Origin of the sequence: Streptomyces sp. NPDC007084 (genome assembly GCF_040703595.1) — a bacterium.
Classification (GTDB): Bacteria; Actinomycetota; Actinomycetes; order Streptomycetales; family Streptomycetaceae; genus Streptomyces.
Map to the genome: position 1 here is coordinate 137811 of NZ_JBEYFY010000006.1, position 25038 is coordinate 162848.

Annotated in this window: 23 protein-coding genes, 3 tRNA genes and 1 pseudogene; 22 read left to right on the plus strand and 5 right to left on the minus strand. The window is 70.7% G+C overall.

The genetic code is table 11. From position 1 onward, the window contains the following. The first annotated feature begins 218 nt into the window (after positions 1-218). From AB0912_RS08235 to AB0912_RS08290, 12 genes are all read left to right on the plus strand, one after another. Positions 219-623 carry an NADH-quinone oxidoreductase subunit A gene (locus AB0912_RS08235; RefSeq protein WP_366697223.1) on the plus strand — a complete coding sequence of 135 codons (405 nt, stop codon included), beginning with the start codon at positions 219-221 and terminating at the stop codon, positions 621-623. Continuing rightward, positions 614-1414 carry an NADH-quinone oxidoreductase subunit B family protein gene (locus AB0912_RS08240; RefSeq protein ID WP_366697146.1) on the plus strand — a complete coding sequence of 267 codons (801 nt, stop codon included), beginning with the start codon at positions 614-616 and terminating at the stop codon, positions 1412-1414. The genes AB0912_RS08235 and AB0912_RS08240 overlap by 10 nt, the downstream gene beginning before the upstream one ends. Beyond that, positions 1411-2895 carry an NADH-quinone oxidoreductase subunit C gene (locus tag AB0912_RS08245; RefSeq protein ID WP_366697147.1) on the plus strand — a complete coding sequence of 495 codons (1485 nt, stop codon included), beginning with the start codon at positions 1411-1413 and terminating at the stop codon, positions 2893-2895. The genes AB0912_RS08240 and AB0912_RS08245 overlap by 4 nt, the downstream gene beginning before the upstream one ends. Further along, a complete protein-coding gene (locus tag AB0912_RS08250; protein ID WP_366697148.1) occupies positions 2892-3860 on the plus strand; it encodes a complex I subunit 1 family protein in 969 nt (322 codons plus the stop codon). Before AB0912_RS08245 ends, AB0912_RS08250 begins: the two co-directional genes overlap by 4 nt. 2 nt (positions 3861-3862) lie before the next feature. Next, on the plus strand, positions 3863-4513 hold the full coding sequence (locus AB0912_RS08255; RefSeq protein ID WP_366697149.1) for an NADH-quinone oxidoreductase subunit I: 651 nt from the start codon (positions 3863-3865) through the stop codon (positions 4511-4513). Next, positions 4510-5178 (plus strand): NADH-quinone oxidoreductase subunit J, encoded by a 669-nt coding sequence (locus AB0912_RS08260; protein ID WP_366697150.1) that lies wholly within the window; start codon positions 4510-4512, stop codon positions 5176-5178. Before AB0912_RS08255 ends, AB0912_RS08260 begins: the two co-directional genes overlap by 4 nt. Further along, a complete protein-coding gene (gene nuoK / locus AB0912_RS08265) occupies positions 5178-5573 on the plus strand; it encodes an NADH-quinone oxidoreductase subunit NuoK (protein ID WP_366697151.1) in 396 nt (131 codons plus the stop codon). The genes AB0912_RS08260 and nuoK overlap by 1 nt, the downstream gene beginning before the upstream one ends. Continuing rightward, positions 5570-7558, plus strand: a complete 1989-nt coding sequence (locus AB0912_RS08270; RefSeq protein ID WP_366697152.1) for an NADH-quinone oxidoreductase subunit L — start codon at positions 5570-5572, stop codon at positions 7556-7558. Before nuoK ends, AB0912_RS08270 begins: the two co-directional genes overlap by 4 nt. A gap of 6 nt (positions 7559-7564) precedes the next feature. Further along, on the plus strand, positions 7565-9139 hold the full coding sequence (locus AB0912_RS08275; RefSeq protein ID WP_366697153.1) for an NADH-quinone oxidoreductase subunit M: 1575 nt from the start codon (positions 7565-7567) through the stop codon (positions 9137-9139). Beyond that, a complete protein-coding gene (locus tag AB0912_RS08280) occupies positions 9136-10635 on the plus strand; it encodes an NADH-quinone oxidoreductase subunit N (RefSeq protein WP_366697154.1) in 1500 nt (499 codons plus the stop codon). Before AB0912_RS08275 ends, AB0912_RS08280 begins: the two co-directional genes overlap by 4 nt. A gap of 287 nt (positions 10636-10922) precedes the next feature. After that, on the plus strand, positions 10923-11786 hold the full coding sequence (gene htpX / locus AB0912_RS08285; protein WP_366697155.1) for a zinc metalloprotease HtpX: 864 nt from the start codon (positions 10923-10925) through the stop codon (positions 11784-11786). Further along, entirely contained in the window at positions 11783-12175 is a 393-nt protein-coding gene (locus AB0912_RS08290; RefSeq protein WP_366697156.1) for a YccF domain-containing protein, read from the plus strand. Before htpX ends, AB0912_RS08290 begins: the two co-directional genes overlap by 4 nt. A 92-nt stretch (positions 12176-12267) precedes the next feature. On the opposite strand, the gene AB0912_RS08295 is transcribed toward AB0912_RS08290, so the two are convergent. After that, positions 12268-13188, minus strand: coding sequence for a LysR family transcriptional regulator (locus AB0912_RS08295; protein ID WP_366697157.1), 921 nt, complete (start codon positions 13186-13188; stop codon positions 12268-12270). 123 nt (positions 13189-13311) lie between these two features. Between AB0912_RS08295 and AB0912_RS08300 the strand changes: the two genes are divergently transcribed. The 4 genes and pseudogenes from AB0912_RS08300 (at position 13312) to AB0912_RS08315 (ending at position 15955) form a co-directional block, all read left to right on the plus strand. Next, positions 13312-14118 carry an inositol monophosphatase family protein gene (locus tag AB0912_RS08300; protein WP_366697158.1) on the plus strand — a complete coding sequence of 269 codons (807 nt, stop codon included), beginning with the start codon at positions 13312-13314 and terminating at the stop codon, positions 14116-14118. A 21-nt stretch (positions 14119-14139) separates the two neighbouring features. Continuing rightward, positions 14140-14796 (plus strand): annotated as a pseudogene (locus AB0912_RS08305) (NAD(P)-binding domain-containing protein); the annotation flags it as partial. 168 nt (positions 14797-14964) lie between these two features. Next, on the plus strand, positions 14965-15540 hold the full coding sequence (locus tag AB0912_RS08310; protein ID WP_366697159.1) for an SMI1/KNR4 family protein: 576 nt from the start codon (positions 14965-14967) through the stop codon (positions 15538-15540). A gap of 148 nt (positions 15541-15688) precedes the next feature. Continuing rightward, positions 15689-15955, plus strand: a complete 267-nt coding sequence (locus tag AB0912_RS08315) for a GlsB/YeaQ/YmgE family stress response membrane protein (protein ID WP_366697160.1) — start codon at positions 15689-15691, stop codon at positions 15953-15955. Between the two features lie 196 nt (positions 15956-16151). Here AB0912_RS08315 and AB0912_RS08320 read toward each other — a convergent pair whose 3' ends face one another. Then, a complete protein-coding gene (locus AB0912_RS08320; RefSeq protein ID WP_366697161.1) occupies positions 16152-16640 on the minus strand; it encodes a YajQ family cyclic di-GMP-binding protein in 489 nt (162 codons plus the stop codon). A 200-nt stretch (positions 16641-16840) separates the two neighbouring features. On the opposite strand from AB0912_RS08320, the gene AB0912_RS08325 reads away from it, so the two are divergent. Together AB0912_RS08325 and AB0912_RS08330 are read left to right on the plus strand one after the other, a co-directional pair. Beyond that, positions 16841-16922, plus strand: a tRNA-Tyr gene (locus AB0912_RS08325). 299 nt (positions 16923-17221) lie between these two features. After that, positions 17222-20143: an NACHT domain-containing protein gene (locus AB0912_RS08330; protein ID WP_366697162.1), complete on the plus strand. Its 2922-nt coding sequence runs from the start codon at positions 17222-17224 to the stop codon at positions 20141-20143. A gap of 57 nt (positions 20144-20200) precedes the next feature. Here AB0912_RS08330 and AB0912_RS08335 read toward each other — a convergent pair whose 3' ends face one another. Next, positions 20201-20413: a hypothetical protein gene (locus tag AB0912_RS08335; protein WP_366697163.1), complete on the minus strand. Its 213-nt coding sequence runs from the start codon at positions 20411-20413 to the stop codon at positions 20201-20203. 194 nt (positions 20414-20607) lie between these two features. Then, the gene (locus AB0912_RS08340) at positions 20608-21264 is read right to left on the minus strand and encodes an SDR family oxidoreductase (protein ID WP_366697164.1); all 657 of its coding nucleotides are present in this window, start codon (positions 21262-21264) and stop codon (positions 20608-20610) included. A gap of 397 nt (positions 21265-21661) precedes the next feature. Here AB0912_RS08340 and AB0912_RS08345 point away from each other — a divergent pair, with 397 nt between their 5' ends. After that, positions 21662-22591 (plus strand): hypothetical protein, encoded by a 930-nt coding sequence (locus tag AB0912_RS08345; RefSeq protein WP_366697165.1) that lies wholly within the window; start codon positions 21662-21664, stop codon positions 22589-22591. A gap of 247 nt (positions 22592-22838) precedes the next feature. Here the strand turns inward: AB0912_RS08345 and AB0912_RS08350 are convergent, their stop codons facing one another. Then, positions 22839-24083, minus strand: a complete 1245-nt coding sequence (locus AB0912_RS08350; RefSeq protein WP_366697166.1) for an amidohydrolase family protein — start codon at positions 24081-24083, stop codon at positions 22839-22841. 486 nt (positions 24084-24569) lie between these two features. Here AB0912_RS08350 and AB0912_RS08355 point away from each other — a divergent pair. The 3 genes from AB0912_RS08355 (at position 24570) to rpmG (ending at position 25013) form a co-directional block, all read left to right on the plus strand. After that, positions 24570-24642, plus strand: a tRNA-Thr gene (locus AB0912_RS08355). A 46-nt stretch (positions 24643-24688) separates the two neighbouring features. Beyond that, positions 24689-24761 (plus strand) — tRNA-Met (locus AB0912_RS08360). A gap of 87 nt (positions 24762-24848) precedes the next feature. Further along, the gene (rpmG, locus tag AB0912_RS08365) at positions 24849-25013 is read left to right on the plus strand and encodes a 50S ribosomal protein L33 (protein WP_004571794.1); all 165 of its coding nucleotides are present in this window, start codon (positions 24849-24851) and stop codon (positions 25011-25013) included. Positions 25014-25038: the final 25 nt, after the last annotated feature.

Sequence of the window (25038 nt, forward strand, 5' to 3'; positions counted from 1 at the left end):
ACCCCACCCCCAGGTGTGACGGGCTGCTTACGCTCTCTTTAGCAGGCCCTAGACTCCCGTCCGTACAGATCGTCGAACACGGCGCATCACCGAGTGCGCGACGGCGCACGACGGGGTGCGACGAGGTCAGGGAGTGAGGGGCTGACGTGCCGGAACCGACCGTTGCCACGGCGACCGGGACCGCCGTCGTCCCGGCGGCCCACCCCTCGCCGTCCGTCCTGGTCGCGGACCACGTGCCGTCGTCCGTTCTCGCGGCCGACTACTTCCGGTCGTACTCCGTCGTGGGGCTGCTCGCCGTGGTCGGCGTGCTGTTCGTCGCCGTCGCGTTCGGCGCCGGCCGCCTGCTGCGGCCCGTGGTCCCCACCCCCGAGAAACTCCTGACCTACGAGTGCGGAGTCGACCCCGTCGGCGAGGGCTGGGCCCACACCCAGGTCCGCTACTACGTGTACGCGTTCCTCTACGTGATCTTCGCCGTCGACTCGATCTTCCTCTTCCCCTGGGCCACGGTCTTCGCCGCTCCCGGCTACGGCGCCGCCACGCTGGCCGAGATGTTCGTCTTCCTCGGCTTCCTCGCCGTAGGCCTGCTGTACGCATACAAGAAGGGCGTCCTCGCATGGACGTGACCCCCTCCGCCCCGGAGCCGGTAGCGTTGCCCGAACCCAAGCGGCTCGGCGCGCTCGCCCGGCTCGCCCCCGAGCCCATGAAGGTGGTCCTGAACTGGGGCCGCCGCTACTCCCTGTGGGTCTTCAACTTCGGCCTCGCCTGCTGCGCGATCGAGTTCATCGCCGCGTCGATGGCCCGCCACGACTTCATCCGGCTCGGCGTGATCCCGTTCGCGCCGGGCCCCCGCCAGGCCGACCTGATGGTGGTCTCCGGCACGGTCACCGACAAGATGGCGCCCGCGGTCAAGCGCCTCTACGAACAGATGCCCGAGCCGAAGTACGTCATCTCGTTCGGCGCCTGCTCCAACTGCGGCGGCCCCTACTGGGACTCCTACTCGGTCACCAAGGGCGTCGACCAGATCATCCCCGTCGACGTCTACGTGCCCGGCTGCCCGCCCCGCCCCGAGGCGCTGCTCCAGGGCATCCTCAAGCTCCAGGAGAAGATCGCCCGCGAGTCGCTGGGGGAGCGGTACGGCACGGGTGCGGCGCGGCCGTCCGTCGCGGCGCTCCAGAGCGGCCTGGTGAAGGCGCCGGTCCCCGCGACGGCCTCCGGTGGGACCGGGGGGACCTCCGGCGGGACCGGGGCGGCCTCCCGTGGGTCCGGCCCGGCCTCTGGTGGGACCGGTGGGACGGGCCCGGCCTCTGGTGGGACCGACGTGACCGGTGAGGGAGACTCGACTTCCGGTGGGACCGGTGGGACCGGTGGGACCGGTGAGGCCGATGCGAGCGCCCCCGGGGAGGAGGAACGATGACCGTCGGCTGGCTTCCCGCCCCCGTCGAGGACCTCTTCGGCCCCGACGCCACGGCCGAGGAGTCCTACGAGGTCCTCACCGTCGACGTACCGCCCGCGTCCTGGATCGCGGCGCTCGAAACGGCGCGCGACACCCTCGGCTGCACCTACTTCGACTGGCTGAGCGCCGTCGACGAACCCGGCACCGGCTTCCGCGTCAGCGCCCACGTCGTGGCCCTCTCCCCGGTACGCCGCCTCCTCGTCCGTACGACCGTCCCGCACGCCACCCCGGTCCTGCCGTCGGCCGTGTCCGTCTACGCGGGCGCCGCCTGGCACGAGCGCGAGACCCACGAAATGTTCGGCGTGGGCTTCGAGGACCACCCCAACCTCGCCCCCCTGCTGCTCCCGGACGGCTTCGAGGGCCACCCCCTCCGCAAGGACTTCGTCCTCGCCGCCCGTGTCGCCAAGGCCTGGCCCGGCGCGAAGGAGCCCGGCGAGTCCGAGCACGGCGGCCCGAAGCGCCGCCAGATGCTCCCGCCCGGCGTCCCCGACCCCAACGAGTGGGGCCCCCTCAAGGGCCAGCTCCCGCCGGCCCCGGCCCGCCCCGCCCGCGGCGCGGGCCGTGCGGCGGGGGCGGGGGGTCCGGCGGGCGCGGCGGCGGACCGCCCGGTCCGCCGCACCCGCACCGCGAGCGCCGGCTCTGCCAGCCAGACACCACCGCCCACAGCAGCTCCCGAGGGGCCGGCCGCGACGGGCGGAGCAGGTCCTACGGGCGCGGCTGCCTCGGACGCACCCCGCGCTACGGGCGCGGACGCACCCGGCGCTACGGGCGCGGACGCACCCCGCGCTACGGGCGCCGCTGCCGCGAACACGGGTGCCGCCTCCGGTGCCGAGCCCGTAGGACCCGTCGAGCCGGTGCGCCCCGCCCGCCCGGCCCGCCGTACACGCAGCGCGGGCCAGGGTTCGGCCAGCCAACGGGCCGAGCGCACGACACCGGCCGAGCCGGGTGAGCCGCGCCCGGCGAAGCCGGCCGGCGCTCCGACGGGCGCCGGCGACGCACCCTGGCACCAGCCGAAGCCCGCCTTCGACGAGGCCCCAGCGCGGCCGGCGGGGCAGCCGTCCCCCGAACGACAGCCGGAACCGGGGCCTGAGCCCCGACCGGAGCCCGAGCCCCGACCGGAGCCCGAGCCACAGCCGAAGGCCGACCGCGCCTCCGAGGGGGACCCGGAGCCCAAGGCCGAGTCCGGGCCCAGGACCGAGCGGACCGAGTCCGGGCCCAGGACCCAGCGGACCGAGCCCGGCGACGGGCCCGACAGCGAGCCGGCCCGCGACCCCGAGTCGCCCGAGCCTCGACCGGCCCGCAACCCCGAGTCGGCCGAGCCTCGACCGGCCCGCGACCCCGAGTCGCGCGAGCCTCGACCGGCCCGCGACCCCGAGTCGGCCGGCACCTCCGGCCCCGCCCCCGACGATCCCGACGACGCCCCCTCAGGAGGAACGCAGTGAACGACGCGCTCGACGTCGCCCTCCGCCTGATCGTCGTCTTCGTCGTGTTCCTGACGTTCCCCCTGATCGTCGGTCAGACCGAGCACAAGGTGATGGCCCATATGCAGGGCCGGCTCGGCCCCATGTACGCGGGCGGCTTCCACGGCTGGGCCCAACTCGTCGCGGACGGCGTCAAGTTCGCCCAGAAGGAGGACATCGTCCCGGCGGGGGCGGACCGCCGCGTCTTCCAGCTCGCGCCCGCCGTCGCCCTCCTCCCGTATCTCCTGATCCTGCTGGTGATCCCCGTCGGCCCCGGCGAGGGCGCCGTCGGCGAGGTCGTCGACGCGGGCATCTTCTTCGTGCTCGCCGTGATGGGCGTGGGCGTCCTCGGCTCGCTGATGGCGGGCTGGGCCTCGGCCAACAAGTTCTCCCTCCTCGGCGGCCTGCGCACCGCCGCCCAGCTCCTCGCCTACGAACTCCCCATGCTGCTCACCGCGGCCTCGGTCGCGATGGCCGCCGGCACGGTGTCGCTGCCCGGGATTTTGGACGCCTTCCACTGGTGGTGGCTGCCCTGGCAGATCGTCGGCGCGATCGTGTTCTTCGTCGCCGGCCTCGCCGAACTCCAGCGGCCCCCCTTCGACATGCCCGTCGCCGACTCCGAGATCATCTTCGGCGCGTACACCGAGTACACCGGCCTGCGTTTCGCCCTGTTCCTGCTCGCCGAGTACGCCGGGATCGTCGTCCTGTGCGGCCTGACCACCGTCCTCTTCCTGGGCGGCTGGCACGGCCCCTGGGGCGCCGACGGCCTCGGCTGGGTGTGGACGCTGCTGAAGACCGCGATCCTCGCGTTCCTCGTGATCTGGCTCCGCGTCACCTACCCCCGGCTGCGCGAGGACCAGCTCCAGAAACTCTCCTGGACCGTCCTCGTCCCCCTCTCCCTCGCCCAGATCGCCCTCACCGGCATCGTCAAGGTGGTGATCGCGTAACCATGGCTGAGCCTCTCCCGCCCAACCGTCCCCGCCTCCCCGGCTCCGGCCTCGCCAAGGGTCTGGCCGTCACCCTCCGCACGATGACGAAGAAGACCGTCACCGCGCAGTACCCCGACGCCCAGCCCGAACTCCCGCCCCGCACCCGCGGTGTCATCGGGCTCTTCGAGGAGAACTGCACGGTCTGCATGCTGTGCGCCCGCGAGTGCCCGGACTGGTGCATCTACATCGACTCCCACAAGGAGACGGTGCCGCCCGCCGCCCCCGGTGGCCGCGAGCGCAGCCGCAACGTCCTCGACCGCTTCGCCATCGACTTCTCCCTGTGCATGTACTGCGGTATCTGCATCGAGGTGTGTCCTTTCGACGCGCTCTTCTGGTCCCCGGAGTTCGAGTACGCGGAGACCGACATCCACGAACTCACCCACGAACGCGACAAGCTCCGCGAGTGGATGTGGACCGTGCCGGCCCCGCCCGCCCTCGACCCCGGCGCCGAGGAGCCCAAGGAGATCGCCGCCGCCCGCAAGACAGCCGACAAACTCGCCGCCGGACAGGCCGCCCGAGCCGACGCCGGGCAGGACGGACCGTCAGCTCCGCCCGGGCGCCCGGAGCCCCCGGCCGCACCCTCCTCCGGTCCCCGGGAGGGCCAGTCGTGACCTTCGCAGCAGTCACCGCCACGGCGGCCCGCGCGACCACCACCCTCGCCGCCGGCGGTGCCGGACACCACGGCTTCCTCTCGCCGACCGGCGTCGAGATCGCCTTCGTCCTCGTCGGCCTGGTCACCTTCGGCGCCGCGATCGTCACCGTCACCACCCGGCAGCTCGTGCACGCCGCCCTGTGGCTGGTCGTGGCGCTCGGCGGCCTGGCCGTCGAATACCTGCTGCTCACCGCCGAGTTCATCGCCTGGGTGCAGGTCCTCATCTACGTCGGTTCCGTGGTCGTCCTCCTCCTGTTCGGTCTGATGCTCACCAAGGCCCCCATCGGGCGCTCCCCGGACGCCGACTCGGGCAACCGCTGGGCCGCCCTCACCGTCGCCGCCGCCTCGGCCGGCACCCTGGTCTGGGTGGTCGTCGACGCCTTCCGGACGACCTGGGTCGACCTGAACGGCGCCGCCGCCGGCTCCACCGAGGTCACCGGAGCGAGCCTCTTCCAGAACTGGGTCCTGCCCTTCGAGGCGCTCTCCGTCCTCCTCCTCGCCGCCCTGGTCGGCGCGATCGTCCTCTCCCGCAAGGCGAAGGCGGACACCATCGCGACGGCCGCCCCGCGCGTCCCCGCCGGCCGCACCGGCACGGACCACGAAGACAAGCAGGGGGCCCGCTGATGCACCTCGCCTACCCCGCCGTACTGGCGGCCCTCCTGTTCGGCACCGGCCTCTACGGAGTCCTCGCGCGCCGCAACGCGATCCTGGTCCTGATGTCCGTCGAGCTGATGCTCAACGCCGTCAACCTGAACCTCGTCGCCTTCGACGTCTGGCTCTCCAAGGCCGCCCGCGACACCCTGCACTCCGGCCAGGCCCTGACCCTGTTCACCATCGCCATCGCCGCCGCCGAGATCGGCATCGGCCTCGCGATCGTCCTCGCCGTGTACCGCAACCGCGGCACCTCGGACATCGACAAGCTCCGCGACACCGCCGAGGGCCACGGCCCCGACGACCCCGACAGCGACGACCACGACAGCGACGCCCCCGCGGCCGAGAAGGCTGAGGCCACCGCGTGACCACGACCACCCTCGCCGTCCTCGTCCCCCTTCTGCCGTTCCTGGGCGCAGCCGCCGGCCTCCTCCTGGGCCGCACGTCACCCGGGTTCGTCCGCCCGCTCGCCGTCCTGCCCCCGCTCGCCTCCCTCGTCCTCGCCGTGACCGTCGCGGTCCGCCAGGGCGGCGGACAGGCCGTCGACGCGCACACCGAACTCACCCCGACCGGTTCGGTCCCCGTCGAACTGGCCCTGCACATCGACGGCTTCGCCGCCCTCGTCGCCGTCCTGGTCGGCCTCGTCGCCACCTGCGTGCAGATCTACTCGACGGGCTATCTGCGCGACGACCCGCGCTACCCCTCGTACGCCGCTCTCGTCTCCCTGTTCACCTCCGCGATGCTGCTCGTCGTCTACTCCGGCGACCTGATGGTGCTCCTGGTCGGCTGGGAGATCATGGGCATCTGCTCCTACTTCCTGGTCGGCCACTACTGGGAGACCCCGGAGGCCCGCGCCGCCTCCCTCAAGGCCTTCCTGGTCACCAAGCTCGGCGACATCCCCTTCCTCATCGGCCTGTTCGCCCTGGCCACCGACGCCGGCTCCTTCCGCGTCACCTCCGTCCTCGGCACCGTCGCGAGCGGCGGACTGCACCACCCGACGCTGGTCGCCCTGCTGCTCCTGGCCGGGGTCGCGGGCAAGTCGGCGCTGTTCCCGCTGCACACCTGGCTGCCCGACGCGATGGCGGGCCCCACGCCCGTCTCCGCGCTGATCCACGCCGCGACGATGGTCGCCGCCGGCATCTACTTCGTCGCCCGGCTCCTCCCCGTCTTCCAGGCCTCCTCGGCCGCGATGGTCGTCCTCGCCGTCATGGCCGGCGTCACGATGGCCGGCTCCGGCCTCGCCGCGCTCGCCCAGGACGACATCAAGCGCGTGCTCGCCTACTCGACCATCGGCCAGCTCGGCTACATGGCCGGCGCCCTCGCCGTCGGCGACCGCGGTGCCGCCGTCTTCCACCTCCTCGCGCACGGCGCCTTCAAGGCGCTGCTGTTCCTCGCCGCCGGTGTCGTCATCCACGCCTCCGGCACCCACTCCCTCGCCGTCATGTCCCGGATGAAGGGCCTGCGCGACCGCGTGCCCGACGCCTACTGGACGATGACCGTGGCGCTCCTCGCGCTCGCCGCGATCCCGCCGTTCAGCGGCTTCTTCTCCAAGGAAGCCGTCCTCGGCGCCGCCGAGCACGTCGCCACCGGCCACACCGAGCACGCCCCCGGCGCGGCCGGCTGGATCGTCCTGGTCACCGGCCTGGTCACCGCCGTCCTCACCGCCGCGTACGCGACCCGGCTGTGGCTGCTGGCCTTCCACGGCCAGGGAACCGAGGCCCCCGACCACGGTCGGCAGCCGGTCACCATGACCGCCGTCCTGTGGGTGCTCGCCGTGCCCTCGCTCGCCTTCGGCCTCGCCTACGGACCGCTGCCCGACTGGTTCGACGGCCGCGATCTCACGCCCGTCCTCACCACGTCGGTGCTCGGCACCGGGCTCGCCCTGGTCGGCGTGATCATCACGTACGGGGCCTGGCGGCACACCACCGCGATGGCGCGCGTACCGCTGGGCGCGGTCGCGGCCCACCCCGACGCCGATGCCGGACTGGTCGAGGCCGAGGCCATCGCCAGCCACGCACCCGCCTTCGGAGACGTGGCCTACGCACCCGACCCGGCGGACCCGGGCCGGCTGCTGCTCGGCCCGCTGCACCGGCACGCGGCCGTCGGCTTCCACCTCGACGCCGTGTACCACGCGCTGTTCGTCCGCCCGGTGCAGGCCGGAGCCCGGCTCGTCCGGTTCCTCGACCGCGAGGTCGTCGACACCTACGTACGCGGCGCGGGCGCCCTACCCCGCTGGCTCGGCACCGCCGTACGGCGGGCGCAGACCGGCAATGTGCAGACCTATGTGAGCGCGCTGCTCGCCGGCACCGTCGTCCTGGTGGTCGCCGCCGTCCTCGTCGCCACGGGAGCGTGAGCAGGCGTGATCGATATCAGTGAGTCCGTGATGCGGCTTCTTCTCGCGTTGATCGTCGTCGGCCCGCTCATCGGGGCCGCCGCCGCTCTGCTGCCGGCCCCGCCCGGACTGAAGGGGAAGTCGCCCGAGCAGGCGGTGCTGCGGCACGGCGTGGCCGTCACCGGCGTCGTCCTCATCGCCGCGATCGTCCTCGCGCTCGGCTTCGACCACGACCATCCGTCGAAGACGCAGGCCACGACGGACATCAGCTGGATCCCTGCACTCGACGTGCGGATCCACCTCGGCATCGACGGCATCTCCCTCCCCCTTCTGGTGCTGACCGCGCTGCTGACCTTCCTCTGCGCGCTGTACTCCTACTTCAAGATGCCTTCGGGTCCGGGCCCGAAGGCATTCGTCGCGCTGCTGCTCGTCCTGGAGACCGGCACCCTCGCGACCTTCGCCGTCCTCGACCTGCTGCTGTTCTTCCTCGCGTTCGAGATGGTGCTCATCCCGATGTACTTCCTCATCGCACGGTGGGGAGGCGCCCGACGCCAGGCCGCGGCCTGGAAGTTCATCCTCTACACCCTGCTCGGTTCGGTCGTCATGCTGCTCGGCCTGCTCCTGATCGGAATCAGGGCGGGCACATTCGACATGGTGGCACTCGCCACTGACAACGGCCGGTCGCTGAGCACATCCGTGCAGGTCATCGCCGTTCTGGCGATCGGGATCGGGCTCGCGGTCAAGACGCCGATGTGGCCGCTGCACAGCTGGCTGCCGGACGCCCACACCGCCGCGCCGACCGTCGGCTCGGTCCTGCTCGCCGGCGTCATGCTGAAGATGGGCACGTACGGGTTCGTGCGGATCCTGCTGCCGGTCGCCCCCGACGGCTTCCGCACCTTCGCGCCCTACCTCGCCGCCCTCGCCGTGGTCGGGATCATCTACGGTTCGCTGGCCTGTCTGGCCCTCGCCAAGCGGGGCGCGAAGGGCGATCTCAAGCGGCTCATCGCCTACTCCTCCGTCGGCCACATGGGCTTCGTGCTGCTCGGCATCTCGACCATGACCCCGACCGGCGTGAACGGCGCCCTGTTCGCCAACATCGCCCACGGCCTCATCACCGGCCTCCTCTTCTTCCTCGTCGGAGCGCTGAAGGACCGCACGGGCACCACCGACCTCGACACCCTCGCCGACCGGACCGGCGCCGCGCTGTACGGCAAGGCCCCCCGCCTCGGCGGCCTGCTGGCCTTCGCCGCCGTCGCCTCGCTCGGCCTGCCGGGCCTGGCCGGGTTCTGGGGCGAGATGCTGGCCCTGTTCGGCGCGTTCAAGCCCGCCGACGCCCTCAGCCGGCCCGCCTATCTGACCTTCATGGCGATCGCCGCGTTCGGCACCCTGCTCACCGCCGCGTACATGCTCATCGTGGTCCGCCGCGTCTGCATGGGCACCGCCGCGCCGGAGGCGCCACAACTCGCCGACGTGCGGAGCTACGAGTTCGCCGCCTGGACGCCGCTCGTCGCCCTCACCGTCGTCGCCGGCCTGTGGCCCCGGGCCCTGCTCGGCCTGACCGACCCGGCCGTACAGCAGCTCCTCGCAGGAGGCACCCGATGACTTCCCTGGTCCAGTCCGTCGACTGGCTCGCCATCGCGCCGCCCACCCTCGCGGCGGTCGTCGGACTCGTCGTGCTCGTCGCCGACCTCTTCCTCGGCGAGGCCCGCAAGGCAGTCCTGGGCTGGGTCTCGGTGGCGGGCCTCGCCGCGTCCGCCCTGATGCTGCTGCCGCTGCTGGACGGCGACCGGGCCACGTTCTGCCTGACGGGCGAGGCGGACGCCTGCAGCTATGTAGCGGACCGCTTCACCCTGGTCATCCAGCTCCTGGTCCTCGGCGGCGCGCTGCTCGCCGCGCTGCTGTCGGTCACCGCGCTGAAGGACGCCGACAAGGAACTCCCCGAAGGGGAGTACTGGTTCCTGCTGCTGTCCTCGGCCGCCGGCGCCGCCCTGCTGCCCGCCTCCCGCGACCTCGCCACCCTGATCGTCGCCCTGGAGGTGGCCTCCCTGCCCGCCTTCGCCCTCGTCGGCATCCGGCGCGGCGACCGCAAGTCCTCCGAGGCGGCCCTGAAGTTCTTCCTGTCCTCCGTCACCGCCACCGCGGTGAGCCTGATGGGCGTCAGCTTCGTCTACGCGACGACCGGCACCCTGCACCTCACCCGGATCGCCGACCGGATCCAGCACGTCGACGGACAGTTCCACACCCTCGCCCAGGCCGGCGTCGTCCTCACCCTCGTCGGCTTCGCCTTCAAGACGGCCGCCGTGCCCTTCCACTTCTGGGTGCCCGACACCTACGTGGGCGCGCCCCTGCCGATCGCCGCCTATCTGTCGGTCGTCGGCAAGGCGGTCGGCTTCTCCGGGCTGATCCTCGTCACCGTCATCGCCTTCCCGTCGTACGCCGACGTCTGGGGCCCGGCGCTGGCCGCGCTGGCCGCCCTCACCATGACCGTCGGCAACGTCGGCGCCCTCCGGCAGCGCTCCACGCGCGCGTACAGCGCGGTACGCCTGCTCGCCTGGTCCTCCGTAGGACAGGCCGGCTACCTCCTGGTGCCGATCGCGTCCGCCGCCTACTCCGAGGACGCCCGGAAGGCCATCGGCTCCACGGTGGCCTACGCCCTCATGTACGCCGCCGTGAACCTCGGCGCCTTCGCCGTCGCCGCCCTGGTGGCCCGTACGAGCCCCCTCAACCGGATCAGCGACTACCGCGGCCTGTACGCGCGGAACCCGCTGGCCGCCCTGGTCCTCGGCTTCTTCCTGCTGTGCCTGGCGGGCCTGCCCCCGGGCATCATCGGCCTCTTCGCCAAGGCGACCGTCTTCGCCGCGGTCGTCGACGCGGGGCTCGGCTGGCTGGCCGTCGTGATGGCCGTCAACGTGGTGATCGCCCTCTTCTACTACCTCCAGTGGACGGCGCTGCTCTTCCGCGCCCCCGAGGGCGAGGCGGGCACCCATCGCGTCCCCGCTCCGCTGACCGCGGCGATCGCCCTGACGGCCGTACTGGGCGTCGCCCTTTCCGGGGCACCCCAGCTCGTCCTGCGCTTCTCGGATACCGGCCTCTTCTGACCACCGGTCCGGCCTCCCCCGACCACGCGTCGGGCCTCCCGTCCCGCCGAACAGGGACCGCACCGCACCCGGCCGTGAACGCCACGCGCGCGTGCACCGGTCCTGAACGCCACGCGCGCGTGGACGTCGCCTCCGCTCACCCGGACGGCCCACGCGCCGGGCCGCGCGCACAAGGGAACTAGAGCCTCCCGTCTGGCGTTGACCAGTGCGGGAGGTTCCACTGAAGAGTGGAAGCACAGCAGCAGCAAGCAAAGGGTTCCCCTGCCGCACCACTTGGAGGGCGTACCGTGCACCGCCGGCACAACGGGCTCAGGACCGCCGTACTCCTCGGGGGACTGTCCGCACTCATCATCGTCATCGGCAGCTTCTTCGGGCGTACGGGTCTGATCGTGGCGCTGGTCATCGCGCTCGGGACGAACGCGTACGCCTACTGGAACAGCGACAAGCTGGCGCTCCGCGCGATGCGCGCCCGCCCGGTGAGCGAGTTCGAGGCCCCCGCGCTCTACCGCATGGTCCGTGACCTCTCCACGCAGGCCCGCCAGCCCATGCCGCGCCTGTACATCTCGCCCACGGAGGCGCCGAACGCGTTCGCGACGGGCCGCAACCCGCGCAACGCGGCGGTGTGCTGCACGGAGGGCATCCTGCGCATCCTGGACGAGCGCGAGCTGCGCGGCGTCATCGGCCACGAGCTGAGCCACGTCTACAACCGGGACATCCTGATCTCCTCCGTGGCCGGCGCGCTCGCCTCCGTGATCATGTTCCTGGTGAACTTCGCCTGGCTGATCCCGGTCGGCCGCTCGAACGACGACGACGGCCCCGGCATCCTGGGCATGCTCCTGATCATGATTCTGGGCCCGCTCGCCGCCTCCCTCATCCAGCTCGCCATCAGCCGCTCCCGGGAGTACGAGGCGGACGCGTCCGGCGCCCAGCTCACCGGCGACCCGCTCGCCCTCGCGAGCGCGCTGCGCAAGCTCGACGCCGGCACCAAGCAGCTTCCCCTGCCCCCCGAGCCGCGCATCGAGACGGCGAGTCACATGATGATCGCGAACCCCTTCCGCCCGGGACAGGGACTGTCCAAGATGTTCTCCACGCACCCGCCCATGGCGGAGCGCATCTCCCGCCTAGAGCAGATGGCAGGTCGTCAGCGGTGAAGACAATTCTGAACGTCATCTGGCTCGTCCTGAGCGGCTTCTGGCTGTTCCTCGGCTACCTGGTGGCGGGCCTCATCCTCTGCGTCACCATCATCGGCATCCCGTTCGGCATCGCCGCCTTCCGCATCGGCGTCTACGCCCTGTGGCCCTTCGGCTATACGACGGTGGAGCGTGCCGACGCGGGCGCGCCGTCCTGTGTGGGCAACGTGCTGTGGCTGGTCCTCGCGGGCTGGTGGCTCGCGCTGGCCCACATCGTCACGGGCATCGCCATGTGCCTCACGATCATCGGCATCCCGTTCGGCATCGCGAACTTCAAGCTCATCCCGGTCTCGCTGTTCCCGCTGGGGCGCGAGATCGTGCGCACGGACGAACCCTTCGCGCGCTCCTAGGGCGGCGCGCCCCTCCGTACGCGGTGGGAAGCGGGGGAGGGGAGGCGGGGAGTAGGAAGCGAGGGGAGGGGGGAAGCCATGCGCTTCCGGGGTCACCGGGCCGGCTCGCTCCCCGGGGTGAACAGGGTGCGCAGGGCCGTCTCCGCCTGTTCGCGCAGCCAGGTGTGAGCGCGGTCGTTGTCGTGGCGCTGATGCCAGGCCAGGTACAGCGGGATCGGCGGTAGTTCGACCGGCATGGGCAGTGCCGTCAGGCCCAGGTGCAGGCGTGCCGCCCTGGTGCTCGCCTCGGGGACGGTGACGACCAGGTCCGTGTCGCAGGCCAGGCGCAGGGCGGTCGCCGCCGTCGGAGCGGCCGCGACGACCCCGCGTTCCAGTCCGAGGCCCGCCAGGACATCGTCGACCGGGTCCCGCAGCCGTCCACGCCGGGAGACGGTGACGTGCTCGGCCGCCGCGTAGCGTTCGGCCGTCAACGGCCCCGCGGTCAGCGGGTGTCCGGGCCGGACGGCGGCGACGAGACGGTCCTCCCCGATCAGCCGGTGGCGTACGTCGGGCGAGGCGGGCGTGCCCGTGCCCGACTCCAGATCCACTTCGCCCCGGCGCAGGTCGGGGGTGTCCGAACCGGACTCGGCGACGAGCCGCAGCCGGACGCGCGGGGCCTGGCGGTGGACCGAGGCCAGCAGCGCGGGGCCGCAGGTCTCGGCGAGGGCGTCGTGCCAGCGGACCGTGAAGACGCGGTCCAGTGTGCTCAGGTCCATCGGCCGCTCCGGGGACAGCACCTCGTGCGCCTGCCGGACGAGGGCGTGGACCTGTTCGCGGACGGCGAGCGCGTAGGGGGTCGGAACCATGGTGTGGCCGGAGCGGACCAGGATCTCGTCCCCGGTCGCCTTGCGGATGCGGCCCAGCGACCGGCTCATCGCCGGAGGAGTGACATGCGTACGGGCCGCCGCGCCGGCCACGCTGCCCTCTTCCAGCAGTGCGTCCAGGGCGGTGAGCAGGTTCAGGTCCAAGTGCATGGGAGTAAATGTATAGGTGCCTAACATGCACTTGTTGTTAATTCGCGTGGCCTCTAGCGTCGAGTTCATCGAAGGCACGGCAACCGCCGCCTCGGTCCACCGCAACGTCACCAGGAGCACGCCATGGCCCCGTACACCGAACTCGACACCACCCTGCTTTCCGAGGTCACCTCCATCGTCCAGACCGCCGGAGCGACGCTCCGCGAGCGCTACACCCAGCACGCCCGGGGAACGGCCCTCGACGAGATCGTGAACGAGATCCACGCCAACGACGACGCCGTCCTGGCCGTGATGCGCGAACCGCTCCTGGAGGCCAGGCCGGGCTCGCGGTGGGCCGAGGACGAACTGGCCGGCGGCGCGCTCCCTGAGGGCGAGTGGTGGATCGTGGACCCCGCCGAAGGCAACATCAACCACGTCCACGGCATGCCCGACTGGGGAGTCACCGCCACCCTGGTGCGCGACAACCAGCCCGTGCTGACCGTCGTCGACCTCCCGCTGACCGGTGACACCTACACCGCGCTCGCCGGCCAGGGCGCCCACCTCAACGGCGCACCCCTGCGCGTGTCGGCCAAGACCGACCTGGGCGCGGCCCTGGTCGGCACCGGCCAGGCAAAGCCCGGCGAGGACGTCTCCACCTTCCGCAAGATCGGCGAGTCCGTCACCGCCATGCTGGTCAACGGCCTTGTCGTACGGGTCTCGGTCCCCGCCACCCTGCAGCTCATCCACATCGCCGCCGGACGCATGGACGCCTTCTGGCAGTTCTCCGACGTCCGCTCCGGCCTGGTGGCCGGCGCCCTGCTGGTCCGTGAGGCCGGAGGCACCGTCACCGACATCCACGGAACACCCTGGACTCTGGCCGGCTCCGACTTCCTCGCCGCCGCCCCCGGCATCCACGCCGCCGCCGTCAAGGTGCTCGGCCCCCTCGCCTGACCGGCCCGCCAACCACAAGGAGCACCAGCCATGACCACCATCGGCATTCTCGGTGCGGGGCGCGTCGGCGGTAACCTCGCCCGCGGCCTCGCCGCCGCCGGACACACCGTCATCCTCGGCCGCCGCACCCCCGACGAGCCGACCGCCCCCGGCGCGGCGGGCATCGGCCCGTCGGTCCGGTTCGCAGACCAGCGCGCCACCGCCCGCGCCGCCGACATCGTGATCAACGCGACGCCGGGCGACACCGCCCTGGAACGCCTGACGGACCTCCGCGCCGAACTCGTCGGCAAGATCCTCGTCGACGTCTCCAACGCCACCCGCGACACGGCCGACGGCCTGCCCGGAGACCTGGTCTACCCCGGCAGCAGTCTGGCCGAGCATCTCCAGCACGCCCTGCCCGCCACTCACGTGGTCAAGACCCTCAACACCATGCTCTTCATGGTCATGACGGCTCCGGAGACCCTGGCCACCCCGCCGACGGTGTACCTGTCCGGCGATGACGACGCCGCCAAGAAGGCCACCGCGGCCCTGCTCGGCGACCTTGGCTGGCAGCCCGATTGGATCGAGGACCTCGGCGGCATCACCACCGCCCGCGCCACCGAAGCGCTCATCCTGCTCGTCCCCCACGTCCTACGACGCCGTGGATTCCAGCCCTTCGCCGTCTCCCTGGCGCGCTGAGGGCACCGGCTCGCGTTCCCCGAAGTGGAGCGCGGGCTCGTGCGGGGCCCGCCAAGGATTCGGCTACGCCGGTGAGTTCGGCTCGGCTGGGCCCGTGCCCGCCGGCGTCGCGCGGGAGGGTTGTCCACAGGCTGCCCGATTGTCGGTGGCGCGCTGCATGATGAACCCATGACCGAGATCGAGCAGTTGCTGGCGCGGGTCGCCACACAGGCCCGCAACACCCGCCCCTGGGGCTGGCCTTCCCTCCCCGCGCCCGTGGACACGGCCGAGGTCGCCCGCGCCGAGGCCGCCCTCGGCTTCCCGCTGCCCGCCCTGCTCGCCTCGCTCTACCTGCGGATAGGAGACGGCGGATTCGGCCCGGAGTACGGCTTGTTGCCGCTGCTCGAAGGTCCGCCCTCCGGCGAGCCGGCGGTCGTCCCGCAGTACCGGGCCAGCCGCGAGAGCGGCCGCAAGGACCCCGAGTGGCCCTGGCCCGAGGGCGTCCTGCCGATATCCCACTGGGGCTGCGGGATGTACGCGTGCGTGGACTGCCAGGACCCCGACGGCACGGTCCTGCTCTACGAGCCGAACGCCGACGAGGCCGGCCACGCCTGGTACGTGGACGCGCCCGACCTGGCGACCTGGCTGCGCACCTGGCTCGACGGAACGGGCTGGTACGAGGAGTCGAACGAAGGGGCGGACCTCCAGCCCTGGAGAGACTTCGCCCTGCGCACGGCGACATCCGGCCCGACCGGAGCACCCTGACCCCGCGTCGGATACGGCACCCACCGGCCGCTCGATCACTGCAACCGTCGAGAGCCATGCCCGCGTCTTCCCTCCCGAAGCGGCACGGAGGACCGGATTCACAGGTTCGGGACGGCGTGGCCACGGTGCGGAAGGGCAGGTTCAGAGCATGGGCATCATCAGCTGGATCATTCTGGGGCTGCTGGCGGGCGCCATCGCCAAGCTGCTGCTCCCGGGCCGCGACCCGGGAGGCTTCGTCGGCACGACCCTCATCGGAGTCGCGGGCGCGTTCATCGGCGGCTGGATATCGGCCCGCTGGCTGGACCACCCCATCAGCAAGCACTTCTACGACGGCGCCACCTGGGCGGCGGCGATCGGCGGCTCGCTCGTGCTGCTGATCATCTACCGGGTGCTGTTCGGCGACTCACGCGACTGAGTACGCGGCGCGCGAGGGGTACCGGCGCGTACCGGCGTGACCGAGACCGGCGGACGAAGAGACCGGTAGCCACGGGAAACCGACAGCCACGGGAAACCGGCAGCCGAGGAAATCGACAGCCGAGGAGGGTGGGCACTCGGGGTCCCCACCCTCCTCATCCGTGGGCCCTGTCCGCGGGCCCCCGCCCTGCCGCCGCTTACCGGTAGTTCACGAACTGCAGGGCGAAGTCGAAGTCCTTGCCCTTGAGGAGCGCCTGGACGGCCTGGAGGTCGTCACGGCTCTTCGAGCTGACCCGCAGCTCGTCACCCTGCACCTGGGCCTTCACGCCCTTGGGGCCCTCATCGCGGATGATCTTCGCGACCTTCTTCGCGTTGTCCTGGGAGATGCCCTCCTCGATGGACGCGAAGATCTTGTACTCCTTGCCGGAGAGCTGCGGCTCACCGGCGTCCAGCGACTTCAGCGAGATGCCGCGCTTGATCAGCTTGGTCTCGAACACGTCGAGGATGGCCTTCACGCGCTCCTCGGAGTTCGCCTCCATGAGGATCTTCTCGCCGGACCAGGAGATCGAGGCGCCGACGTTCTTGAAGTCGTAGCGCTGCGAGATCTCCTTCGCGGCCTGGTTGAGGGCGTTGTCGACCTCCTGCCGCTCGACCTTCGAGACGATGTCGAAACTGGAGTCGGCCATGTCCTGTGGCTCCTTGTATCGGGGTGCGTAGGGGCGGCCGTCGAGCCCGGCGTAGGCCCCGGCCGCATCCGCATAAGCCTAGCCACCCCCTTCCCCCCAGGGCTCGATCAATCGGGTGGCGAAGCACCCCCGAGCATCGGGTATCGTTTACGTCGTTGCCACGGAGCACCGCCCAAAAGCGGGGTTCAGGCAGCAACCCCGGCGGTGTGCCCGAGCGGCCAAAGGGAGCAGACTGTAAATCTGCCGGCTTAGCCTTCCCAGGTTCGAATCCTGGCGCCGCCACATGAAGGTAAACCCCCTCCGATCTGCGGAAACGTGGATCGGAGGGGGTTTCTTCTTTTTGGTTCGAAGGGGCCTTGTCTCCGGTGGGGGACTCATCGTCGTCGTCCCTCCACACGGGTCGGCGTTGATCCCACCGGTCAGTGCGTTCCTGCGCCTGTGCCGTCGTTGCGAAGGGCTCAGGCTTCGTAGCTAGATCCCGTCGGGTATCTCGGGGGGCGCGATCACGATTCAGTCACCCTGGGCTTGGGGTGCATCACGTTCTGCTATTCAGTTGGGTGTTGGCGGCCTGGGGGGACTGGATGGATCTGTCGGATGCGGAACGCGTGAGACTGGACGTGGGCCTGGCGGCGCCGAACCTCGGCAGGGTCAGCTCTGCGGTGGACCTGAAGACTGTCCTTGTCACTGCGGTCGTGACGCTTGTCGTCGCCCCGTTGATCTACATGTTGGCGCGACGTATCGGATCGTTCCTGAGGCAGAACGTTCGAATGTGGTTGGAAGCGGTACTCTTCCGGCTCGCCAAATGGTCGCGCAGCTCGCTCGCCAAGCGAATGAGTCTCAAGGAGTACTGCCGCTCCGGACTCGGCGACCCGCATACGCGGTTCCTCCAGGTCCCCGGTCGGGACGGGGCCGCACACCTTGAGGCCGACAGCGCGTTCGTGGCCCTGAAGCTGGAGAACGGCGCAGCATCCTTCGTGTACTCCGGTGACGTCCTCGAGATCCAGGGCATGTCCCGCGTGCGGGTGGTCGGCGACCCAGGTTCTGGCAAGTCCTCGCTGGCCAAGAAGATGTTTCGGGACGCGTGCCGGGAGGCGATGGCGCTCCGCTCGGGTCACCGGCTCCCAGTTCTGGTCGAGTTGAAGCGCTTCACCCCACCGAAGAACGTCACCACGGACAAAGCAAGGGCCACCTGGGCCGTCAAGTTCTTGCGCGACCACGTTGCCAAAGTCCAAGGCTTCGAGATGGGGGATTTGTTCGACGCGTACGTCACAGGCGGGGGACTCTTTCTCATCCTCGACGGACTCGATGAGGTCGCCGGCAGCGACTATCCACGCGTCGCCGCCACCCTGCGTGCCCTCAGCGGTCGACTTGTCGCCGAAAGCCCGCGCAATTCCATCGTGCTCACCATGCGCTCACAGTTTCACAGTCAGGTCAGTGGCCACCTGGAGGCCGACTTCCCGCCGGTCTTCCATGTCCGGCCGTTCTCGCCCGAGGACATCTACGTGTTCCTCACCAAGTGGCCGCACTACGCCGGGGATAAGCGAGCCGAAATTCTGCGGCTTTACAACAACCTGACGGACCGTCCCACCCTCAGAGAGATGTGCAGTAATCCGTTGGTACTCGCCATGTACGTCAGTCACGACCAGCACGGGGCCAAGGGGGTGGCAGTTGATACTCGTACGGCGTTCTACTCCAGGGTCGTTGAGGAACTTCTCGTCGCCAGACGCGGCAGGCAGTTGGAGATGCCCGCGAAAAGTTTGCTGCGGGAACAGAGAGAAACCATTTTTGGACGGCTGGCCTTTGAGCATATGTGTGATCCGGAACAAGCGGCGAACTCGCTGTCCTGGGCACGTGCGGTCGATGTCGTGGCCGACATTTACGGGTGCGGCAAGGAGGAGGCCGAACAGCGTTTTCGCGACCTCTCCAAGGAGACCGGCCTGATCTCTGAGGAGCGCATCGGGGAAAGCTACCGCTTCATCCACCTCACGTTCTGCGAGTTCTTCGCTGCGAAGGAGGCCGCTGAGGGACGTAGTGAGGGTTGGGCTGAACTCATGGCCGCACACCACGCTTTCGCGGCCAACGCGGACTCGTACACGGCATCCCGCCTCGAAGAGGTCATCCCCTTCGCCCTGGCTCTCCTGCCCAGGGCTCACCGCGCCGACGCCCTGCGAGAACTAAGCGACGGTGGAGTCGACAGCCTGGTCATGGGCCGCTGCTTCCTGGAGACGCAGTTGTACGACCACCAGTCGTGGGAGGTGCACTCGGCAGCCGAGTCGGCATTCCTGTCCCGGACGCCGTCCGGTTCGTGGGACGACGCCTGGCTGCGACGACTGCATCTGTTCAATGTCGTACTCAAGGAATCGGAAGAGTGGCTGACTGCGTACGGGCGAAGGCCGCGGAGGACGCTGGAGGACCTTTTCCGGGATCTGGTCCAGGACGACCGTGCACGGCTGGTCCAGCTTTTCAGCAGCTACGCCTCCGTTGATGCGCCGGCCGCAATGCGGCTCGCCGCGGCCACGGGAGTGGACCTTGTGGCCGAGCAACCCGGTCTGGTGGTGGCCAGCATGTCCTATCCGCCGTTGCGAGCCATGATCCTTGAAATGGTCGAGACCGAAACGGACTTCGCGGACGGCCTGGCCCTGCTGGTGGCTGAGGCGGGTCTGAGACATCAGTCGGTAGCCGTTGAGTTTTCCAGGGAAGCCGTACCTCAGTGGCTTGCCGACAAGGTTGCCATGCTCGACGCACGCCAATGGTGGTTCAGGACGGATATTCATTGGGGTGCCTATCGGCCGTCCTTGTACACCTACTGCCTGAGTTATGCGAGCGCATTGGCGAGGAAAAGCGAGATCCATCATCCTGCCGAGTTTCCTGCGGTGGTGACGATCGCGAATGTGCCGGCCCCCGGCGGACTCGTGTCCGGAGTTAAATTCCTCACGCGCCTCCTGGCCTTCGCGCTGGTCTTCGTGGCAGGCAGCTTTTGCGTTTTGGGTCTTGTGGCGTCGTTGACGCCCAGTGCTTTCTCAAGAAAAGCTATTGCAGGGGGGGTGCTGCTTCTGACGAGTGCCGCTTACTTCGTCTGCCTTGATCTCGGTTCGGTACCGAAGCTTCGGCGGGACGTCTACATGGCCTTGGTGAACTTTCCAACGCGGCGAGGCGCCGCACCCAAGTTGATCCTGAAAGTAGCCGACAGCTCGTTCCTTTTCGGGATCACGAGGTTCACCACGGTGCCCAGCACCTTGTGGCTGCGGCGCTTCTCGGGGCAGGTGCTCGAAGCCGCCAGAGCCCTGGACCGCGAGCCGCCGCGACAGTTGAGAGCGAGCGAAGGCCGCTCGCCCGTCCTTCCGCGTGCCCGTTCAGGTCGGCAACCTACCCGGCCCTCAATTTCCCAGCGGGATCAGAGACGCCCACACACCAGTCCTGCTGACCGGGCGAGCGGCAGTGGAGCCATTGCCCGGCGTCCCCTGGAGGTTCCTGGTACTGGCACGCCTGGAGAGCCCGACTGATCACAGACCTTTCGCCGTTCCTGACGAGGTGGGACGCGGGTCGGGTCACCTGGCGCGTCAGAACAGGGGGAGTTGGCCCGGGAAGGCTGGGACTGTGTAGCCGTCCAAGGTTGGCTGGGCCGCGCCCAGTTGGGCCTGGCGGCGCGAGCCCGGGCACGAGATCAGCTCGGTGCTCTCCCGCGCGCCGGGCGGATCGTGACGCGCGAAGCGGCCCGCGACGACGGCGATCTCCCGGCGGCACTCGGGGCAGTGTCTGCGACGCGATGACATGACATCAGTGTGCCCCGTGACCGTCAGGTCGTGACGGACGGTGCGGCCCGCCGTCGGACGGTGCGGCCCGCCGTCGGACGGTGCGGCCCGCCGTCGGACGGTGCGGCCCGCAGCCCGTGGCTGGGTGCCGCCGCCAGCCGTCGTAGCGCGCCACTCACCTCTGACCTGGCCGGCGCCTGCGCACCCCAGCCCGGCTAGTTCCCCGCCACCGACTTCACCGCTACCGAGATCGGGGTCGAGCCGCCGATCGCCTCCAGGGTCAGGCCTGCCGTCGCCGGGGTGTCGACCAGTTCCGCGAGGATCGCGGCCACGTCGTCGCGGGGGATCGTGCCTCGGCCCGTGGACGCCTCCAGTCGTACGAGACCCGTGCCCGCGTCGTCGATCAGGCTGCCGGGGCGCAGGATCGTCCAGTCCAGGCCCTGACGGCCGCGGATGTACGCGTCGGCCTCGCCCTTGGCCCGCAGATAGGCGTCGAAGATCTCGTCGCCGGAGTGGTCCGGGTCGGCGCCCATCGAGGAGACGACCACGTGACGCCGTACGCCTGCCCGCTCCGCCGCGTCCGCGAAGAGGATCGCCGCGCCCTTGTCCACCGTCTGCTTACGGTCCACCCCGCTGCCCGGGCCCGCGCCCGCCGCGAACACGGCCGCGTCCGCCCCGCGCAGGTGTGCCGCCACCTCGTCCACCGATGCCGACTCCAGGTCGCACAGGGCCGGCTCCGCGCCGGTCGCCCGCAGATCGTCGCTCTGCTCGGCGTGGCGGATCAGCCCCACGACCTCGTCCCCGCGCGCGGCGAGCAGTCGCTCCAGCCGCAGCGCGATCTGACCATGACCTCCAGCGATGACAATGCGCATGTCTCCGACCGTACGCCCGGAGGAAGACGTTCGCCGCACAACCCTGTGGACAACTCATGAGTCACATGGGTGATCACTGTGGACACACAGGGCGCACAGCACGCACAGGGCGCTTCGGGCGCCTCTGAGGTGGGCCGACGGGCCCGGTGCGACGGATGCGCCGTGGTCGCGTCGAGCACGACTGAAACACGCGAACGAAGGATCGCCGGGCGGCCCGCACGGCGACGTAGAGGAGATCACCATCACCGCCATACGCAAGACCGTCACCGCGGCCGGCTGCACCGTCGCCCTTCTGACCACGGCGGCAGCCTGCGGCACGGTCGAGAACCTCACCGCCGGCCAGAAGCTGGACCGCGCCGTCGACCGGCTCGGCGAACAGAAGTCCCTCTCCTTCCGGTTGGACCTCGACGCCGACGCCGACGCGATCAACGCCCTCGCCGGCGACTCGGACGACGCCCTTCCGCCGGCGGCCGCCAGGATCCTGAGCACCCTGCACGTCGACGTCTCGGTCAAGTCGAAGAAGCCGCTGGCCGATTCGGGCGAGAAGGACCTGGTCGGGACCAGCCTGAGGATCGCGGGCGCCGACGGCGTCCTCGCCGAGTACCGCGTCGTCGGCGACTTCACGTACTACCGCACCGACATGAAGGCACTCGGCAAGGCGATGGGCTTCCCCGTCCCGTCGGCCGACGATGTCCCGCCCAGCCAGAAGGAGATGAAGAAACTCTTCGTAGGCGCCTGGATGAAGATGGACACCAAGGCGCTCAAGGACGCGCAGAAGTCCGGGGGCGCCAAGGGGGCCGGCGGCTCCGGCGACTCGGGTGACATCGACGCCAAGACGCAGCGGAAGATCCTGGACGCGGTGGGCTCGGTCCTCGGGCGCAAGGTCACCTTCCGCACCAAGGACGGCGCCGACGGTGTCGAACACGTCGTCGCCACGGGCAACTTCCGTGACCTGGTCACCGGCATCGTCGCCAAGCTTCGCCCCCTCCAGAGCGACCTCCCGGCCGGCATGGAACTGCCCACCGCCAAGGACCTCAAGGACGCCCCGGACAAGAAGGTCTCCGCCGACTTCACCCTGAAGAACGGCGACCTGCGACAGCTCCGCGTCGACCTCGGCGCCCTCGCCGACGGCCCCAAGGGCACCAAGCTGCCCCTCGTCCTGAAGCTCACCAAGGCCGGTGACGTCAGCGCGCCCAAGGGAGCCACGGAACTCCCCGCGGACAAGTTCCCCGGCGCCGGCTCCGGCCTCCTGGGTGGCGGCCTGCTCGGCGGCACCGACACGGACACCGGCGACACCGGCGACACCGGCGACACCGGCGAGTTCTAGAAACCCCGCCCCGCGCACCGATCCGCCGGGTGATCGATCCATTGAGTCATCGATCCACCGATCCGCCGGGTCACCGATCCACCGATCCGCCGGGTCACCGGTCCACCCGCTCACCGGCCTCCGGGGAAACACTCCGGGGGCCGGGCGGACCCCTGCTTCCCCATAAGGCTGCCCGCGCCCCCGTACGTAAGAAGGCCCGCGCTCCCGGATGCAAAGTGGCCCGCGCCCTCCGGCGAAGGCGCCGTCCCTAAGAAGGCCCCCCACGCCCCTGCCGAGGAAGGTCCAGCCCCGACGCGGCCGCCGAGTTGCAGTACTCCCGCACCGCGCTGGTCCGCGCCACCACGCGCCCCCGGTGCACCACGATCCGGCTGTACGCGAGGGACAGCACCCCGTCCAGCCGGTCGCCCCGGACGGCCAGCAACTCCGCCGGGAAGCCCGCCTCCACCCGTACCTCGGGCAGCCCCAGCGCCGCCCGCGCCGCACAACTCACCGTCTTGTAGGCGTCCTCGGGGCGCAGCCCGTAGCGGGAGGCCAACAAGTAGGCGGCCTCCAGCGGGTCTCCGCGGCCCACCGGGTTGGACACGTCACGCAGGGCGCCGCTGCCGGCCGCCACGCGTACCCCGGCCGACCGCAGGAGTCGTACGGGAGCGGTGGCGCGGTGGTCCGCCGCGCCGCAGCCGCCCTGCGGCAGACACACCACCGTCACGCCGGCCGCGGCGAGTTGGTCCGCGGCGCGGGCGGCCACCTCGGCCGGCAGTTCGCCGAGACCGCCGCACGGTCCGAGTGTCACGCCGGGGCGCAGTCCGCCGGCCATCGCCGCGAGCCTCGAGAGCCGCGCGGGGTCGGCGGCGTCCGTGTGCAGGTCGACCGGGCAGCCGTGTTCGGAGGCCAACTCCAAGACGGCTTCCACGTATCCCGCCGGATCGGGATCGGCGTCCGGGCAGCCGCCCACCACGGAGGCGCCCATCTTCAGGGCGTCCCGCAGCATCGCGAGCCCGTCCGCCCCCGCCGCGCCGGTCAGCACCCGTGGCATCGCCACCGTCGTCAGCTCCGCGAGCCCGCGCAGCGACCGCCGTACCTGGAGCACCGCCGCCAGGGCGTCCAGCCCCTGTACGTCGCCGACGCGCACGTGGGAGCGCAACGCCGTGGCGCCGTGCCCGAGTTGGAGCAGGGCGGCCTCGGTGGCCCGGCGCTGGATCTCCTGGTCGTCGTAGGCGAGCGGGCCGTCGCCGTCCGCCGTCAGGGCGGTGTCGCTGTGCGCGTGGGGTTCGGCGGGCGCCGGCAGGAGGAGGTAGCCGTCCAGGTCCACCTTCGCGGCGAGGGCTCCGGAGGCGCCCGCCAGGCTCCCGGCGGTGCCGACCGCCTCGATGCGTCCGCCGCCCAGCCGTACGTCCACGGTCCGGCCGTCGGTGAGGCGCGCTCCGCACAGCAGGAGCGCGGCCGTCTCGGTCTGTCCCGAGGAGGAGTGAGGCTGCTGCTGTCGGTCGGGCATCGCACTCCTGGGCTCGGGGGCGGCTGCGGGAGGGACGGCTGCGCGGCGGGGGACACGAGAGGGCGATACAAGAGAGGGACACAAGATCACGCAGCGTGAGTCGAGCCTAGGACGGTGATCCGTCAACGTCGGGGAGGAGCGCAATAGTCGTACCGGTGTGGTCCGTCGGCGCGGCGCCGGCCGGGCAGGGGCCGGGCAGGGGCGGACGGCGCCGGACACCGCCGGACAGGCCCGGGACCTGCACGGGAGCCCGGCGGCAGTGCGGGGGAGGGGCGACCGGCAAGGTGCGGGCGACGGCGGAAGGGCCGCCCACGGGGTCCGGGACGGCCTCGTCCCGCCCCCGTCACCGCGTGTGATTCCCGGGGCGCCGGGGGCTCTTGAGAGGTCCCGGGAACGGCCGGGCGAACGCCGGGGAACAGGACGGGGCGGGTGCCGCGAAACGGATTTGGGCGATCGGCGGGCGACCGTGTAATGTCTTCATCGCTCGCCCCAATAGCTCAGTCGGTAGAGCGTCTCCATGGTAAGGAGAAGGTCTACGGTTCGATTCCGTATTGGGGCTCTGGTGTGAGAGGTTCCCGTCGCGAGGCGGGGGCCGATCTCATCAAAGCGGTGTAGCTCAGTCGGTAGAGCAAGCGGCTCATAATCGCTGTGTCACCGGTTCAAGTCCGGTCACCGCTACTGACGGTAGCCGATTGCGGGGTCGGTCCTTCGATCGGCTACTCTTCTATGCATTAATGTCCCATCCGTTCGTCAAGGAGCACTCCTGTGGCTGCCACCGACGTCCGCCCGAAGATCACGCTGGCCTGCGTGGAGTGCAAGGAGCGGAACTACATCACCAAGAAGAACCGGCGTAACGACCCGGACCGACTGGAGATGAAGAAGCACTGCCCGCGTTGCAACGCGCACACCGCGCACCGCGAAACGCGATAAATCAGGCTCGTACACGAGGCCGTCC